The organism is Pseudarthrobacter sp. W1I19 (genome assembly GCF_030817835.1).
GTDB lineage: Bacteria > Actinomycetota > Actinomycetes > Actinomycetales > Micrococcaceae > Arthrobacter.
This window is the reverse complement of the sequence record NZ_JAUSZR010000001.1, coordinates 4,795,815-4,812,144: the sequence shown is the minus strand read 5'-3', so window position 1 is coordinate 4,812,144 and position 16,330 is coordinate 4,795,815. Positions and strand designations below refer to the sequence as shown.

General features: G+C 58.9%; 5 protein-coding genes and 5 rRNA genes. 2 read left to right on the top strand and 8 right to left on the bottom strand.

All coding sequences use genetic code 11. The annotated features are described in order from the left end of the window. Positions 1–1,010 precede the first annotated feature (1,010 nt). Together QF038_RS22380 and QF038_RS22250 are read left to right on the top strand one after the other, a co-directional pair. Positions 1,011–1,628 (top strand): transposase family protein, encoded by a 618-nt coding sequence (locus QF038_RS22380; protein ID WP_373461610.1) that lies wholly within the window; start codon positions 1,011–1,013, stop codon positions 1,626–1,628. Further along, a complete protein-coding gene (locus QF038_RS22250) occupies positions 1,538–2,266 on the top strand; it encodes a transposase (protein ID WP_307613358.1) in 729 nt (242 codons plus the stop codon). Before QF038_RS22380 ends, QF038_RS22250 begins: the two co-directional genes overlap by 91 nt. 26 nt (positions 2,267–2,292) lie before the next feature. Here the strand turns inward: QF038_RS22250 and rrf (QF038_RS22245) are convergent. The 8 genes from rrf (QF038_RS22245) to QF038_RS22210 all read right to left on the bottom strand — a co-directional run bounded on the left by rrf (QF038_RS22245) (position 2,293) and on the right by QF038_RS22210 (position 16,154). Continuing rightward, positions 2,293–2,409 (bottom strand): 5S ribosomal RNA (gene rrf, locus QF038_RS22245). A gap of 242 nt (positions 2,410–2,651) precedes the next feature. After that, positions 2,652–5,777, bottom strand: a 23S ribosomal RNA gene (locus QF038_RS22240). Positions 5,778–6,291: 514 nt separating this feature from the next. Then, positions 6,292–7,816: ribosomal RNA gene (locus tag QF038_RS22235) — 16S ribosomal RNA — on the bottom strand. Together the 16S, 23S and 5S rRNA genes form the textbook arrangement of a ribosomal RNA operon. 572 nt (positions 7,817–8,388) lie before the next feature. Further along, on the bottom strand, positions 8,389–11,412 hold the full coding sequence (locus QF038_RS22230; protein ID WP_307613357.1) for a glycoside hydrolase family 2 TIM barrel-domain containing protein: 3,024 nt from the start codon (positions 11,410–11,412) through the stop codon (positions 8,389–8,391). A gap of 113 nt (positions 11,413–11,525) precedes the next feature. Then, positions 11,526–12,107, bottom strand: a complete 582-nt coding sequence (locus QF038_RS22225; protein ID WP_307613356.1) for a LacI family DNA-binding transcriptional regulator — start codon at positions 12,105–12,107, stop codon at positions 11,526–11,528. After that, positions 12,076–12,534, bottom strand: coding sequence for a LacI family DNA-binding transcriptional regulator (locus QF038_RS22220; protein ID WP_307613355.1), 459 nt, complete (start codon positions 12,532–12,534; stop codon positions 12,076–12,078). The genes QF038_RS22225 and QF038_RS22220 overlap by 32 nt, the downstream gene beginning before the upstream one ends. Positions 12,535–12,670: 136 nt before the next feature. After that, positions 12,671–12,787: ribosomal RNA gene (gene rrf / locus QF038_RS22215) — 5S ribosomal RNA — on the bottom strand. 241 nt (positions 12,788–13,028) lie between these two features. Next, positions 13,029–16,154, bottom strand: a 23S ribosomal RNA gene (locus QF038_RS22210). Positions 16,155–16,330: the final 176 nt, after the last annotated feature.

The window sequence follows — 16,330 nt, the reverse complement described above, 5'->3', positions numbered from 1 at the left end:
CTCGAGAAGCTTTGCAAATCAGCGTTTCAGCGATCTGCGCTTCCCTCAACCGTCCCTACCCAAGAACCGGCGCGCCAACGGGCGAACCATTTTCAGGCTGTTTGTCAGGGGGTTGGCCGCACTCTCTCCGCTTCAGCGGCGGCGACTCAGAAAACAATACACGCCCACACACCAACCCGCAAATCCACCACAACACACACCCCACACCCCCAAAAACCCACAACAACAAGGATTTGCCATGCAAAACGCCCCCACCTCACAGCCAAAAGGCGAATCGCGCTGTTGTGGAGCCGATCACACATAGGCAGCTCTTTGTCTGCCCCGAAGAACCTGCACCCACCGTCAGCTTTCATGGTCAAGACCTGTCGGCGGATCCTATCCCTGGGAGCCCAGCTCGACGGGATGAGTCGGAGCTTGGATAAGCCGAAGTGGCTTGGCCGCCCTGACAGTGGCAGCTGCTGCCGGGAGCGTATAGGGCCAGCGGCCGGTATGGCATCAAAGCCCCAACGCCCGGGAGCGAAAGGCCCCGAATCCGTCATGGTTGGGGGCTCGACTCAGGTCTTCGTGCGGTGACTGCGCGGTGTCACCTCATCCCCAGCAGTCGACAGCAGTACGGCGACAAGCCTCCCCCATGTCTCCCGCCTCAGCACGTCGAGCCACAGGGATAGTTGCACTGGGCTGAGCTGACGATGCTGCTGCGAGAGGCGGGGCCGGCTCTCCTGGTGCCTGTAGAAGTGACTCCTAACGTTCCCTGCCAGGTAAGGAAGTGGTTTGACCAACGTCGGGGGCCTGGCCCATAGCCGGACTCAGCGCCGGACGGTGCTGGAGAGAAGGCGACGGCTGGTGCACCGGAAAGGAGGCATCGAATGACGAACTAACTGAGCTTATTCCGCGGTAAGGCTATGGTGTACGTCGCCGTGGACTTCGAGGCGCTTGTCGAACCCTCGCATGCCGATATTGAGGAGGCCAAGGCTTGTCCGGAAGCGGCACCGTGATGAGGGCATGTATTCATGTCAACAGGGTGCCGGACGGCGGCTACACCATTCTTGACCGGGCCAGTTGACGCGGGCCGCTACTTCACTGGTGTCGGAAGCCCGCCTGTCTGTGCCGATAAAAGCACGCTTGAAGTCGCCTTCGGGCAGTGCCGGAGCAGTGTCGATGCCACCGCCGAGGCCGGCTGCCCATCATGCGGCGTCATCAGCAGCCGCGTGCGTTCCAGGCGGCCACAACGCCTGCACGACAACCCAGTCGCCGGTCCGATCGAAGTGCTCCGGGCCAAGCGAAGATTCTTCTGCGATGCCTCCCTGTGCACGCGCCAGACATTCGCCGAGGAAATAGCCCAGGTACGCCTGGCAGGGTCCACCCGTCGGCTCTTCGACGCCCTCGTGGCCGCCGTGATCGGCTCCGGCAGGGCGGCCGCGGAGGCCGCCGCTTCATTCCGTGTTTGCCGCTTCGTTCCGTGTTTATGGTGGCTCGTGCAGCGGGCCCTGGACGCAGCGGTGCTGATGCCTCCCGATGTCGACGCCTGGCACCGCGGATGCTCGGCATCGATGAACAACGCTACTGGGCCGTGCGCTTCTTCCGTGAGCCGGCAACCCAGGCCTGGAAAGACTACGAACCATGGGTGACCACCATCGTCGATCTGGACACCGGACAAGTCCTGGGGATCGTGGACGACCGCGACAGTGACGGCGAGGGGTTCTGGTCAGATTCTGGCTGTTCGCCCTCCGCTGGAGTGGCGCCTGGGGCATACAAGTCGTTGCGATCAACCACTCTGCGGCGTTCCGCAAGGCCCTGCCGATGTGGCTGCCACGCACCGCGGTCCTCGATGGATGCGTTCCACTTGGCCAAGCTCGGCAACGACACGCTGACCGAAGTCCGGCAGCACCTCACCCAGCAGGTGCATGGCGGGCGGGGACGCTCCGGCGACCCGGTCTGGGCCAACCGCAAACTGCTCTTCCGCGCCGATGACACACTCTCGCGCCGGGCCCGGGAAAGGCTCAGCAACCTGTTCGACACCGACGACGTCACGGCAAACCTGCGGGCCACGTGGCTCGTCCAAGAAAAGCTCCGGGCCCTGCTCGCCATCGGCTCCCGCGCCGATGCTGCCGCCGCGAAAAACCAGCGTCAGGCATTGGTGGTCAAAGCCGCGCATCCCGAAACAAACCGGCTCTGGCGGACGGTCTGCCGCTGGCGGAAAGACATCGAAGTGCTCATTGCCACCGGTGCGACAACCGCTTTAAATGTGGGAGGCCCCAACCAGTGACTGGTTGGGGCCTCGACCTAATGGTTGTCCGGCGGTGACCTACTCTCCCACACCCTCCCGGGTGCAGTACCATCGGCGCTGTGGGTCTTAGCTTCCGGGTTCGGAATGGGACCGGGCGTTTCCCCCACGCTATGACCGCCGTAACCCTTCTACCCGTTCCCCCAGGGGTTTGCGCCGTGGTGGGTGGGAAATCTTTGTGGTTACAACATGCTCTCCTTGTTAGGCAGAGCTGTGGTGTTGTTATGTAGTTTTGTGTTTTTGTTCCCTGGCAACAAACGTGTTTGGTTTGTTGTTTGGGAACCACATAGTGGACGCAAGCAGTCTTGTTTATCTTTTTACCCGCCCCGGGTGCAAACGCTTTTGAATCCGTTTGCGGGGTGGGTGTGTGGTGTAAGTTATCGGCCTATTAGTACCGGTCAGCTTCACGAGTCGTTAGTCCTCGCTTCCACATCCGGCCTATCAACCCAGTGGTCTGGCTGGGGGCCTCTCACACACAAGGTGTATGGAAATCTCATCTTGAAGCGAGCTTCCCGCTTAGATGCTTTCAGCGGTTATCCCATCCGAACGTAGCTAATCAGCGGTGCACTTGGCAGTACAACTGACACACCAGAGGTTCGTCCGTCCCGGTCCTCTCGTACTAAGGACAGCCCTTCTCAAATTTCCTGCGCGCGCAGCGGATAGGGACCGAACTGTCTCACGACGTTCTAAACCCAGCTCGCGTACCGCTTTAATGGGCGAACAGCCCAACCCTTGGGACCTACTCCAGCCCCAGGATGCGACGAGCCGACATCGAGGTGCCAAACCATGCCGTCGATATGGACTCTTGGGCAAGATCAGCCTGTTATCCCCGAGGTACCTTTTATCCGTTGAGCGACGGCCATTCCACAATGTACCGCCGGATCACTAGTCCCGACTTTCGTCCCTGCTCGAGATGTCTCTCTCACAGTCAAGCTCCCTTGTGCACTTACACTCGACACCTGATTGCCAACCAGGCTGAGGGAACCTTTGGGCGCCTCCGTTACTTTTTAGGAGGCAACCGCCCCAGTTAAACTACCCATCAGGCACTGTCCCTGACCCGGATTACGGGCCGAAGTTAGATGTCCAAAGTGACCAGAGTGGTATTTCAACGATGACTCCACCCGAACTGGCGTCCGGGCTTCAACGTCTCCCACCTATCCTACACAAGCCACTCCGAACACCAATACCAAACTATAGTAAAGGTCTCGGGGTCTTTCCGTCCTGCTGCGCGTAACGAGCATCTTTACTCGTACTGCAATTTCGCCGAGTTTATGGTTGAGACAGCGGGGAAGTCGTTACTCCATTCGTGCAGGTCGGAACTTACCCGACAAGGAATTTCGCTACCTTAGGATGGTTATAGTTACCACCGCCGTTTACTGGGGCTTAAATTCTCAGCTTCGCCGTGAGGCTAACCGGTCCTCTTAACCTTCCAGCACCGGGCAGGAGTCAGTCCGTATACATCGTCTTGCGACTTCGCACGGACCTGTGTTTTTAGTAAACAGTCGCTTCCCCCTGGTCTCTGCGGCCCCGATCCCCTCCCGGACGCGTAGTCCGTTCAAGGTTGGGGCCCCCCTTCTCCCGAAGTTACGGGGGCATTTTGCCGAGTTCCTTAACCATAATTCTCTCGATCGCCTTAGTATTCTCTACCTGATCACCTGTGTCGGTTTGGGGTACGGGCGGCTAAAACCTCGCGTCGATGCTTTTCTCGGCAGCATAGGATCACCAAATCCCCCCAAACGGGGGTCCCATCAGATCTCAGGCATCATGAACAGCGGATTTGCCTACCGTTCGCCCTACATCCTTAGACCGGGACAACCATCGCCCGGCTCGGCTACCTTCCTGCGTCACACCTGTTAATACGCTTGCCTCCCAGGATCAGGTCCTGCGCTCCACCAAAACCCTTCACCCACAAGGGGTGTCGGGCAGGTCTCGGGCAGTTAGTATCCCCTGTTCAGCATGGGCGGTTTTTCGCCGGTACGGGAATATCAACCCGTTGTCCATCGACTACGCCTGTCGGCCTCGCCTTAGGTCCCGACTTACCCAGGGCAGATTAGCTTGACCCTGGAACCCTTGATCATTCGGCGGACGGGTTTCTCACCCGTCTTTCGCTACTCATGCCTGCATTCTCACTCGTGTAGGCTCCACCGCTGGTTTACACCGCGACTTCACTGCCCACACGACGCTCCCCTACCCATCCAAACGCCTGAACCACAAGGGCTTAGCTAATATTTGAATGCCACAACTTCGGCGGTGTACTTGAGCCCCGCTACATTGTCGGCGCGGAATCACTTGACCAGTGAGCTATTACGCACTCTTTTAAGGATGGCTGCTTCTAAGCCAACCTCCTGGTTGTCTGAGCAACTCCACATCCTTTCCCACTTAGCACACGCTTAGGGGCCTTAGTTGGTGGTCTGGGCTGTTTCCCTCTCGACTATGAAGCTTATCCCCCACAGTCTCACTGCTGCGCTCTCACTTACCGGCATTCGGAGTTTGGCTGACGTCAGTAACCTTGTAGGGCCCATTAGCCATCCAGTAGCTCTACCTCCAGCAAGAAACACGCAACGCTGCACCTAAATGCATTTCGGGGAGAACCAGCTATCACGAAGTTTGATTGGCCTTTCACCCCTACCCACAGCTCATCCCCTCCATTTTCAACTGAAGTGGGTTCGGTCCTCCACGACGTCTTACCGTCGCTTCAACCTGGCCATGGGTAGATCACTTCGCTTCGGGTCTAGATCACGCCACTGCAACGCCCTATTCAGACTCGCTTTCGCTACGGCTTCCCCACACGGGTTAACCTCGCGACGTAACACTAACTCGCAGGCTCATTCTTCAAAAGGCACGCCGTCACAACTACTAAGGTTGCTCCGACGGATTGTAAGCACACGGTTTCAGGTACTGTTTCACTCCCCTCCCGGGGTACTTTTCACCTTTCCCTCACGGTACTGGTCCGCTATCGGTCATTAGGGAGTATTTAGGCTTATCAGGTGGTCCTGACAGATTCACACGGGATTTCTCGGGCCCCGTGCTACTTGGGATACTCTCCAGGCGGTACACAACATTACGGTTACGGGGCTCACACCCTCTCTGGCCGGCCTTTCAAGACCGTTCACCTATGCCTGCACATCACACCCCACTGTCCCGGCAGAGACAGAACGGAAAGTCCCACAACCCCGACCATGCAACGCCCGCCGGCTATCACACATGGAACGGTTTAGCCTGATCCGCGTTCGCTCGCCACTACTAACGGAATCACTATTGTTTTCTCTTCCTGCGGGTACTGAGATGTTTCACTTCCCCGCGTTCCCTCCACGCACCCTATGTGTTCAGATGCGGGTCACCAGGCAACTCGCGCCCCTGGCGGGGTTTCCCCATTCGGACACCCTGGGATCACAGTCCGGTTATCGACTCCCCCAGGCTTATCGCAGATTCCTACGTCCTTCTTCGGCTCCTAATGCCAAGGCATCCACCGTGTGCTCTTAAAAACTTGACCACAAAAGATCAAAAAACTAATTCACGAGAGAACCACGAAAACCAACCACACCCCAACACCCCAAAAAGAGGTGCCAACAGCGCAGCCAGATCCAGGTTCATATTCTTGGAAATTGCTTCTTATAAAAGATGCTCGCGTCCACTATGTAGTTCTCAAACAACAACCCCAAACCACACACCCCACACACACAACATGCATGACCGGTGCAGCCAGGAAAACCAGAAACAAACAAACCCGGAAAACCACCACGACCAAAACCGCAGCAACCCCCGGCCCTGTTGCCTCAGGACCCAACAGTGTGCCAAACACTAAACCACCCACCCCGCTCCCGCACCGTTCCAGGACACCCAAAGGCATCCGTACTAGACAAGGAGAAGAACAAGCAGCCGCTATTTGTTGATATTCCACCCTTGAGCACCCGCCGCAGAACTTGCGTCTGCGCAACGGGCATATACTCCTGACAAACCCCCACCACCACATACGCGGCAGCAAATGATCTGTAGGTGCTCCTTAGAAAGGAGGTGATCCAGCCGCACCTTCCGGTACGGCTACCTTGTTACGACTTAGTCCCAATCGCCAGTCCCACCTTCGACAGCTCCCTCCCACAAGGGGTTAGGCCACCGGCTTCGGGTGTTACCAACTTTCGTGACTTGACGGGCGGTGTGTACAAGGCCCGGGAACGTATTCACCGCAGCGTTGCTGATCTGCGATTACTAGCGACTCCGACTTCATGGGGTCGAGTTGCAGACCCCAATCCGAACTGAGACCGGCTTTTTGGGATTAGCTCCACCTCACAGTATCGCAACCCTTTGTACCGGCCATTGTAGCATGCGTGAAGCCCAAGACATAAGGGGCATGATGATTTGACGTCGTCCCCACCTTCCTCCGAGTTGACCCCGGCAGTCTCCTATGAGTCCCCACCATCACGTGCTGGCAACATAGAACGAGGGTTGCGCTCGTTGCGGGACTTAACCCAACATCTCACGACACGAGCTGACGACAACCATGCACCACCTGTAAACCGACCGCAAGCGGGGCACCTGTTTCCAGGCGTTACCGGTTCATGTCAAGCCTTGGTAAGGTTCTTCGCGTTGCATCGAATTAATCCGCATGCTCCGCCGCTTGTGCGGGCCCCCGTCAATTCCTTTGAGTTTTAGCCTTGCGGCCGTACTCCCCAGGCGGGGCACTTAATGCGTTAGCTACGGCGCGGAAAACGTGGAATGTCCCCCACACCTAGTGCCCAACGTTTACGGCATGGACTACCAGGGTATCTAATCCTGTTCGCTCCCCATGCTTTCGCTCCTCAGCGTCAGTTAATGCCCAGAGACCTGCCTTCGCCATCGGTGTTCCTCCTGATATCTGCGCATTTCACCGCTACACCAGGAATTCCAGTCTCCCCTACATCACTCTAGTCTGCCCGTACCCACCGCAGATCCGGAGTTGAGCCCCGGACTTTCACGGCAGACGCGACAAACCGCCTACGAGCTCTTTACGCCCAATAATTCCGGATAACGCTTGCGCCCTACGTATTACCGCGGCTGCTGGCACGTAGTTAGCCGGCGCTTCTTCTGCAGGTACCGTCACTTTCGCTTCTTCCCTACTGAAAGAGGTTTACAACCCGAAGGCCGTCATCCCTCACGCGGCGTCGCTGCATCAGGCTTTCGCCCATTGTGCAATATTCCCCACTGCTGCCTCCCGTAGGAGTCTGGGCCGTGTCTCAGTCCCAGTGTGGCCGGTCACCCTCTCAGGCCGGCTACCCGTCGTCGCCTTGGTAAGCCATTACCTCACCAACAAGCTGATAGGCCGCGAGTCCATCCAAAACCACAAAAAGCTTTCCACCAACCACCATGCGATGATCAGTCATATCCGGTATTAGACCCAGTTTCCCAGGCTTATCCCAGAGTTAAGGGCAGGTTACTCACGTGTTACTCACCCGTTCGCCACTAATCCCCGGCGCAAGCACCGGATCATCGTTCGACTTGCATGTGTTAAGCACGCCGCCAGCGTTCATCCTGAGCCAGGATCAAACTCTCCGTTGAAGTAAAACAAAAACGAACACAACCAAGAAACCACGGGAAAACGCGGAAACCAGGCTGCAAAATTTGAAACCAGCTGTAAAAACCAGACCCACCCACAGGGGCGGACAAGCCCGGTCAATTCAACCAATCACTAAAACAATTGGTATCAACAAACTTGGCACACTATTGAGTTCTCAAACAACAGACACACCCGGCACCACCACAACTAAACAGTCGCGGATCGCTCCGGAGCAACTTTTCAAACTTACCCGACCTCGAGAAGCTTTGCAAATCAGCGTTTCAGCGATCTGCGCTTCCCTCAACCGTCCCTACCCAAGAACCGGCGCGCCAACAGGCGAACCATTTACAGGCTGTTTGTCAGGGGGTTGGCCGCACTCTCTCCGCTTCAGCGGCGGCGACTCAGAAAACAATACACGCCCACACACCAACCCGCAAATCCACCACAACACACACCCCACACCCCCAAAAACCCCACAACAACAAGGATTTTGGAGGTGATAACGGCGCCTGGCTTGGCCGCGTCACCGTTTTTGCAGATATGTACTGCCTCACACTGGTGCGCCGCCGGCCAGCTACCGCACGGTGAGCACCAGCGTGAAGTCGGCTTCCCGGGGCTTAAGGCGGTATTGCTCCAGCACGCCGGGCCCGCAGGCGGCGGTTCCCACTCCCCGGAGGACATGGTCCAGGTAGAGGTAGGTCTTCCCGTCGGGCTTCAGGTCCGGCCTGTGCGCCGCCACATCCAAAACCTCCTGGCTATAGGGCCGGACAGTGAAGGCAAAGGGTTCAGCTTGAACCTCAAGCGTCCTCTCGCGGAGCTGGACTGCAGCCCACCGCACTCCGGACCGCGCCCCCGATTCCTGGGGCCGGACGTAGTCAACATCCATCTCCGCCGCCGGCAGTGTGAACCACCCGGTCCGCGCTCCCTGCCCCGTGTCCGGGTAGCTCTGGTGCGGTCCCTTGCCGAACCAGCTCACGGACGTGGCCGGATCAGCCAGGACAAGTTCCAGTCCGATCCGCGCCCATTCGACCTCAAAGCCCCCGTTAAGCCAAGCGCCGTCAGGCCGGACCTGCGTTCGGAGCGCGACAGCGTCGCCATCGCTGGTCCAGGTGTAGTCCACAAACACGCCGTACTGCTTATCCGCTGCGCTCACGCGCGTGCGGACGGTTAACGCTTCCCCGCCTTCGGCGCGAGCCTCCGCGTTGATCCCGAGCAGCCGGGCATGGAGCAGGTTCAGCCTTGCGTCCTTCCACTGCGTGGCAAGCGGCCGCCCGTCAGCGCCGCCCCATTCCCTGCCCAGGTCGTTATCCGTGGGCGGCCACCACAATGTCAGCGCGAGCTTCTCCACGGGTACGCCGCCAATGGACGTGGGCATTCCGGTAATCCGGCTGAAGAGCACGGGCCCCAGCTGAAGCTCTGTGTCCTGAACGTTCACCACTTCGACCACCGACGGCGCAGCAGGGCGGCCAGCCTGATGGACTGACTGCCCCCACGCAACTTCGTGCCCGGCGGGAGCCCAGGCCGTTTCAGCGGCGAGGACCGCACTCACGGTCAGGACTGCAGCGCGATCCTTAAGCCCCGAAGCCAAAGCCGCCAGGCTGGCCGGAAGCGGCACAGTGGCCTCATGCTGAGGCGACACCGACGCAACCTCCACCCAGCCGCCGTCGTGCGTGCCGCCGTCGGCCTCCACCTTGTACCGGAAGCTGAACGCGGAGGTGTCCGCGAAGTCCTGGCCGTTGCGGACTGTGAAGCCGGACCAGTCGTCCGCCACCGTGATGTGGAGGGGCTCGATGACCTTCTTGAAATCGAGCAGGCCGGGCCTCGGGTTGCGGTCGGCGTCCACCAGGCCATCGGTGACGAAGTTACCGTCGTGAACTTCCTCACCGAAGTCGCCGCCGTAGCCATAGTGCTGGCGCCCGTCAGGGGACGTGATGGTGATGCCGTGTTCGAGCCATTCCCACACGAAGCCGCCCATAAGGCGCGGATACTTCTCGAAAAGCTCCTGGTATTCCGACATGCCGCCGGGGCCGTTACCCATCGCGTGCACATATTCGCAGAGCACAAAAGGCATTGCCCGGCGTCGGGTATCCAGCGCGGCATCGTCCAACGGCGGCTCAATTCCTTGTCCGATCAGGGCCGTTTCAGCCTGGCTGGCGTACATGCGCGAGTAGACGTCGACGTGTTCCGAGGACCAGTCGCCCTCGTAGTGGAGGGGGCGGGACGGATCCCGGTCCTTGGCCCAGCGCGACATCGCCGCGAGGTTCCTGCCTGTGCCAGCCTCGTTGCCGAGCGACCACATGATCACCGCCGGATGGTTCTTGTCCCGTTCCACCGTGCGGCGCATCCGGTCAACCAGCGCCTCTTCCCACTGCGGGTCATCGCTCGGGTTCTGCGCCCAGCCTGCGCTCTCAAAGCCATGGGTCTCGAGGTCGCACTCCAGCACCACGTAGAAGCCGAGGCGGTCTGCAAGGGCCAGGAAGTCGGGGTGCGGCGGGTAATGGGACGTCCGGATTGCATTGATATTGTGCTGCTTCATCAGCCGCAGTTCGGCCTCCACCACGTCCTGCGGCACCACCCGGCCAAGAAGCGGGTGATGCTCATGGCGGTTGACGCCGCGCAGCAGGATCCGCCGCCCGTTGACCTTGAACTGCGCGTCTTCGATGGCAACACTCCGGAAGCCGACCTGCAGCGTTACGGTCTCGCCAGGGGCGCTGATGGTTGCGTCATAAAGGCGGGGCACTTCGGCGGACCAGGGTTCGACGGCGGGGATACTCACTTCAGCGCCGGCGGCCAGTTCCAGGCCGAGCTCCGGAACGCGGACGACGGCGTCAATCACCTGCCCGCCCCGGGTCGCCTCCACTTTGAGGGTGCCTTCGCCGGTGCGGTGATCGTAGCCGGCGCGGACAAAAGCATCGTCGATGCCGTCGGCAGGCCGGGCCTGCAGCGTAACGTCACGGAAGATGCCTGGGAGCCACCACATGTCCTGGTCCTCCACATAACTGGCGGCCGAGAACTGCGCCACCCGCACGGCCAGGGTGTTTTGGCCCTGCTTAAGGATTCCGGTCACGTCGAATTCGTGGGCCAGCCGGCTTCCGCGCGTGGTGCCGAGTTCCACGCCGTTCAGCCACACCGTGCCGGCAGACTCGACGCCGTCGAACCGCAGCAGCGCGTGCGAAAGGAATTCATGCCCAGCTTCAAAGACCACGACGTGGTCGCCGATGGGGTTGGCCTCCGGGACGTGCGGCGGCTCCACGGCGAACGGGAACTGGACGTTGGTGTATGCCGGGGCGCCGTGTCCGTGCATTGGCCAGCTGGATGGCACGGGCAGGCTGGCAAAGCCCGTAAGGTCCTCCCCGAGCTGCCAGCCGTCGTCCGGGGCCACGCGGACTCCCGGGCTCATCCGGAACTGCCATTCCCCATTCAGTGCTAGCCGGGGAGCGTCACTGTGCAGGTAGGCCCGTGCCGGGAGGGTTCCTTTTCCAGGTTGGAAGGAAGCCAAATCCGCCACGGCTTCGGCACCAACCTCCAGGTTGCGGGATTGCCCTCCGGTGCTTCCAAGGGAGTCGCCGGCGGGAACGGAGGGGGATTGAACTGACATGGGCTTCCTTGCTTCATGGGTTTGTCCGGGGCGGCAGGCGCTGGGCGAGCGGTCTACGTGAACGTTCACGGCACCGGTTCAGCCTACCGGTAGATGCCAGTTTTGAGTAGGGCTTAGGCAGATTGGCGCAGTACCAGCTGATGTTTGAGGATCAGGCTCGCCTCATCACTCGCCGCCTGGATAGCTCCGCTGAGGAGGTTGTCCGCGAGGTCGACGGCGGAGCGGCCCACCGCCCTCAAGTCCAGTGCCAGCGTGGTCAGCTCCGGCGTCACGAGTTCGCCAAGGGGTACGCCGTCCATCCCTATCACGGCACAATCCTCTGGAACGGCCCTCCCGGCGTCGTGCAGGCCTTTCATGGCTCCCGCCGCCATCAGGTCATTGAACACCAGGAGCCCGTCAATCCTGCCGTGTTCTTCAAGCAATTCCCGGACGGCCTGGCGGGCGGCGGGAGCGGAATCGAGGCACGCTCCGACGATGAGTTCAACGCCGGCCCCAGCCGCCGCTGCGGCGACAGCAGCGCCACGGGTGGTGGCAACGCCCTCCTGGTTTGAATCAAGGTAGGCAATCCGCCGGCGGTCTTCCGACTGGAAGCGCTGGAGTGCCAGTCCTGCCCCATACGAATAGTCGAAGGAGATGCCGCCCGCAGCCTGTCCCGCCGGGTAGTCAAGCACCACCACAGGGCGCCTGCCCATCATGGCCTGAGCATCGCTGGAACAGGCTCCCAGATATCCGATCAACGGCATCCACCTGCGGCGCCAGCCGGGCTACTGCGTCCAGGGCGCTCCCGCTGCCGTGGCCAAAATCATCAACCACCACATTCCAGCCGCGCTGGGTGGCTTCTTCCACCACGCTGGAAGCGAAAGCGGGGAAGTACGGATTGGTGAGGTCCGGGATGGCAAGCCCCAGGGAGATCCTGGCTCCCTGCACCAGGCCCTTCGCGAACCGGCTGGGGGTGTACCCGAGATCGGCTGCCAGTTGCTGGACGCGTTCGCGCGTGGCCGGACTGATCCCCGGCATATCGTTCATTGCGCGGGTCACGGTTTGGCGTGAAACCCCCGCAGCTGCCGCAACGTCGAGGATAGTTGCTCTTCGGGTACGGGGTTCGCGGGAGCTGGAGGCCATGACGGTAGTCTAGGCGGGCGACAGTGGCCCTACGTCCGGCCTCTTCCGTGGCGCCTGTTCTCAGCGTGAAATGGTTTTGTGTGTTAAATGTGGGAGGCCCCAACCAGTGATTGGTTGGGGCCTCGACCTAATGGTTGTCCGGCGGTGACCTACTCTCCCACACCCTCCCGGGTGCAGTACCATCGGCGCTGTGGGTCTTAGCTTCCGGGTTCGGAATGGGACCGGGCGTTTCCCCCACGCTATGACCGCCGTAACCCTTCTACCCGTTCCCCCAGGGCTTGCGCCGTGGTGGGTGGGAAATCTTTGTGGTTACAACATGCTCTCCTTGTTAGGCAGAGCTGTGGTGTTGTTATGTAGTTTTGTGTTTTTGTTCCCCGGCAACAAACGTGTTTGGTTTGTTGTTTGGGAACCACATAGTGGACGCAAGCAGTCTTGTTTATCTTTTTACCCGCCCCGGGTGCAAACGCTTTTGAATCCGTTTGCGGGGTGGGTGTGTGGTGTAAGTTATCGGCCTATTAGTACCGGTCAGCTTCACGAGTCGTTAGTCCTCGCTTCCACATCCGGCCTATCAACCCAGTGGTCTGGCTGGGGGCCTCTCACACACAAGGTGTATGGAAATCTCATCTTGAAGCGAGCTTCCCGCTTAGATGCTTTCAGCGGTTATCCCATCCGAACGTAGCTAATCAGCGGTGCACTTGGCAGTACAACTGACACACCAGAGGTTCGTCCGTCCCGGTCCTCTCGTACTAAGGACAGCCCTTCTCAAATTTCCTGCGCGCGCAGCGGATAGGGACCGAACTGTCTCACGACGTTCTAAACCCAGCTCGCGTACCGCTTTAATGGGCGAACAGCCCAACCCTTGGGACCTACTCCAGCCCCAGGATGCGACGAGCCGACATCGAGGTGCCAAACCATGCCGTCGATATGGACTCTTGGGCAAGATCAGCCTGTTATCCCCGAGGTACCTTTTATCCGTTGAGCGACGGCCATTCCACAATGTACCGCCGGATCACTAGTCCCGACTTTCGTCCCTGCTCGAGATGTCTCTCTCACAGTCAAGCTCCCTTGTGCACTTACACTCGACACCTGATTGCCAACCAGGCTGAGGGAACCTTTGGGCGCCTCCGTTACTTTTTAGGAGGCAACCGCCCCAGTTAAACTACCCATCAGGCACTGTCCCTGACCCGGATTACGGGCCGAAGTTAGATGTCCAAAGTGACCAGAGTGGTATTTCAACGATGACTCCACCCGAACTGGCGTCCGGGCTTCAACGTCTCCCACCTATCCTACACAAGCCACTCCGAACACCAATACCAAACTATAGTAAAGGTCTCGGGGTCTTTCCGTCCTGCTGCGCGTAACGAGCATCTTTACTCGTACTGCAATTTCGCCGAGTTTATGGTTGAGACAGCGGGGAAGTCGTTACTCCATTCGTGCAGGTCGGAACTTACCCGACAAGGAATTTCGCTACCTTAGGATGGTTATAGTTACCACCGCCGTTTACTGGGGCTTAAATTCTCAGCTTCGCCGTGAGGCTAACCGGTCCTCTTAACCTTCCAGCACCGGGCAGGAGTCAGTCCGTATACATCGTCTTGCGACTTCGCACGGACCTGTGTTTTTAGTAAACAGTCGCTTCCCCCTGGTCTCTGCGGCCCCGATCCCCTCCCGGACGCGTAGTCCGTTCAAGGTTGGGGCCCCCCTTCTCCCGAAGTTACGGGGGCATTTTGCCGAGTTCCTTAACCATAATTCTCTCGATCGCCTTAGTATTCTCTACCTGATCACCTGTGTCGGTTTGGGGTACGGGCGGCTAAAACCTCGCGTCGATGCTTTTCTCGGCAGCATAGGATCACCAAATCCCCCCAAACGGGGGTCCCATCAGATCTCAGGCATCATGAACAGCGGATTTGCCTACCGTTCGCCCTACATCCTTAGACCGGGACAACCATCGCCCGGCTCGGCTACCTTCCTGCGTCACACCTGTTAATACGCTTGCCTCCCAGGATCAGGTCCTGCGCTCCACCAAAACCCTTCACCCACAAGGGGTGTCGGGCAGGTCTCGGGCAGTTAGTATCCCCTGTTCAGCATGGGCGGTTTTTCGCCGGTACGGGAATATCAACCCGTTGTCCATCGACTACGCCTGTCGGCCTCGCCTTAGGTCCCGACTTACCCAGGGCAGATTAGCTTGACCCTGGAACCCTTGATCATTCGGCGGACGGGTTTCTCACCCGTCTTTCGCTACTCATGCCTGCATTCTCACTCGTGTAGGCTCCACCGCTGGTTTACACCGCGACTTCACTGCCCACACGACGCTCCCCTACCCATCCAAACGCCTGAACCACAAGGGCTTAGCTAATATTTGAATGCCACAACTTCGGCGGTGTACTTGAGCCCCGCTACATTGTCGGCGCGGAATCACTTGACCAGTGAGCTATTACGCACTCTTTTAAGGATGGCTGCTTCTAAGCCAACCTCCTGGTTGTCTGAGCAACTCCACATCCTTTCCCACTTAGCACACGCTTAGGGGCCTTAGTTGGTGGTCTGGGCTGTTTCCCTCTCGACTATGAAGCTTATCCCCCACAGTCTCACTGCTGCGCTCTCACTTACCGGCATTCGGAGTTTGGCTGACGTCAGTAACCTTGTAGGGCCCATTAGCCATCCAGTAGCTCTACCTCCAGCAAGAAACACGCAACGCTGCACCTAAATGCATTTCGGGGAGAACCAGCTATCACGAAGTTTGATTGGCCTTTCACCCCTACCCACAGCTCATCCCCTCCATTTTCAACTGAAGTGGGTTCGGTCCTCCACGACGTCTTACCGTCGCTTCAACCTGGCCATGGGTAGATCACTTCGCTTCGGGTCTAGATCACGCCACTGCAACGCCCTATTCAGACTCGCTTTCGCTACGGCTTCCCCACACGGGTTAACCTCGCGACGTAACACTAACTCGCAGGCTCATTCTTCAAAAGGCACGCCGTCACAACTACTAAGGTTGCTCCGACGGATTGTAAGCACACGGTTTCAGGTACTGTTTCACTCCCCTCCCGGGGTACTTTTCACCTTTCCCTCACGGTACTGGTCCGCTATCGGTCATTAGGGAGTATTTAGGCTTATCAGGTGGTCCTGACAGATTCACACGGGATTTCTCGGGCCCCGTGCTACTTGGGATACTCTCCAGGCGGTACACAACATTACGGTTACGGGGCTCACACCCTCTCTGGCCGGCCTTTCAAGACCGTTCACCTATGCCTGCACATCACACCCCACTGTCCCGGCAGAGACAGAACGGAAAGTCCCACAACCCCGACCATGCAACGCCCGCCGGCTATCACACATGGAACGGTTTAGCCTGATCCGCGTTCGCTCGCCACTACTAACGGAATCACTATTGTTTTCTCTTCCTGCGGGTACTGAGATGTTTCACTTCCCCGCGTTCCCTCCACGCACCCTATGTGTTCAGATGCGGGTCACCAGGCAACTCGCGCCCCTGGCGGGGTTTCCCCATTCGGACACCCTGGGATCACAGTCCGGTTATCGACTCCCCCAGGCTTATCGCAGATTCCTACGTCCTTCTTCGGCTCCTAATGCCAAGGCATCCACCGTGTGCTCTTAAAAACTTGACCACAAAAGATCAAAAAACTAATTCACGAGAGAACCACGAAAACCAACCACACACAACACCACCAACCCCAAAAAAGAGGGCCAGTAACCATCACGCGCAGCCAGATCCAGGTTCATATTCTTGGAAATTGCTTCTTATAAAAGATGCTCGCGTCCACTATGTAGTTCTCAAACAACA

What these genes read in the sequence shown, in the direction of transcription:
- QF038_RS22380 (WP_373461610.1), top strand. Translation starts at nt 1,011, where the DNA reads ATGTCAACAGGGTGCCGGACGGCGGCTACACCATTCTTGACCGGGCCA.
- QF038_RS22250 (WP_307613358.1), top strand. Translation starts at nt 1,538, where the DNA reads ATGCTCGGCATCGATGAACAACGCTACTGGGCCGTGCGCTTCTTCCGT.
- QF038_RS22230 (WP_307613357.1), bottom strand. Translation starts at nt 11,412, where the DNA reads ATGTCAGTTCAATCCCCCTCCGTTCCCGCCGGCGACTCCCTTGGAAGC.
- QF038_RS22225 (WP_307613356.1), bottom strand. Translation starts at nt 12,107, where the DNA reads ATGATGGGCAGGCGCCCTGTGGTGGTGCTTGACTACCCGGCGGGACAG.
- QF038_RS22220 (WP_307613355.1), bottom strand. Translation starts at nt 12,534, where the DNA reads ATGGCCTCCAGCTCCCGCGAACCCCGTACCCGAAGAGCAACTATCCTC.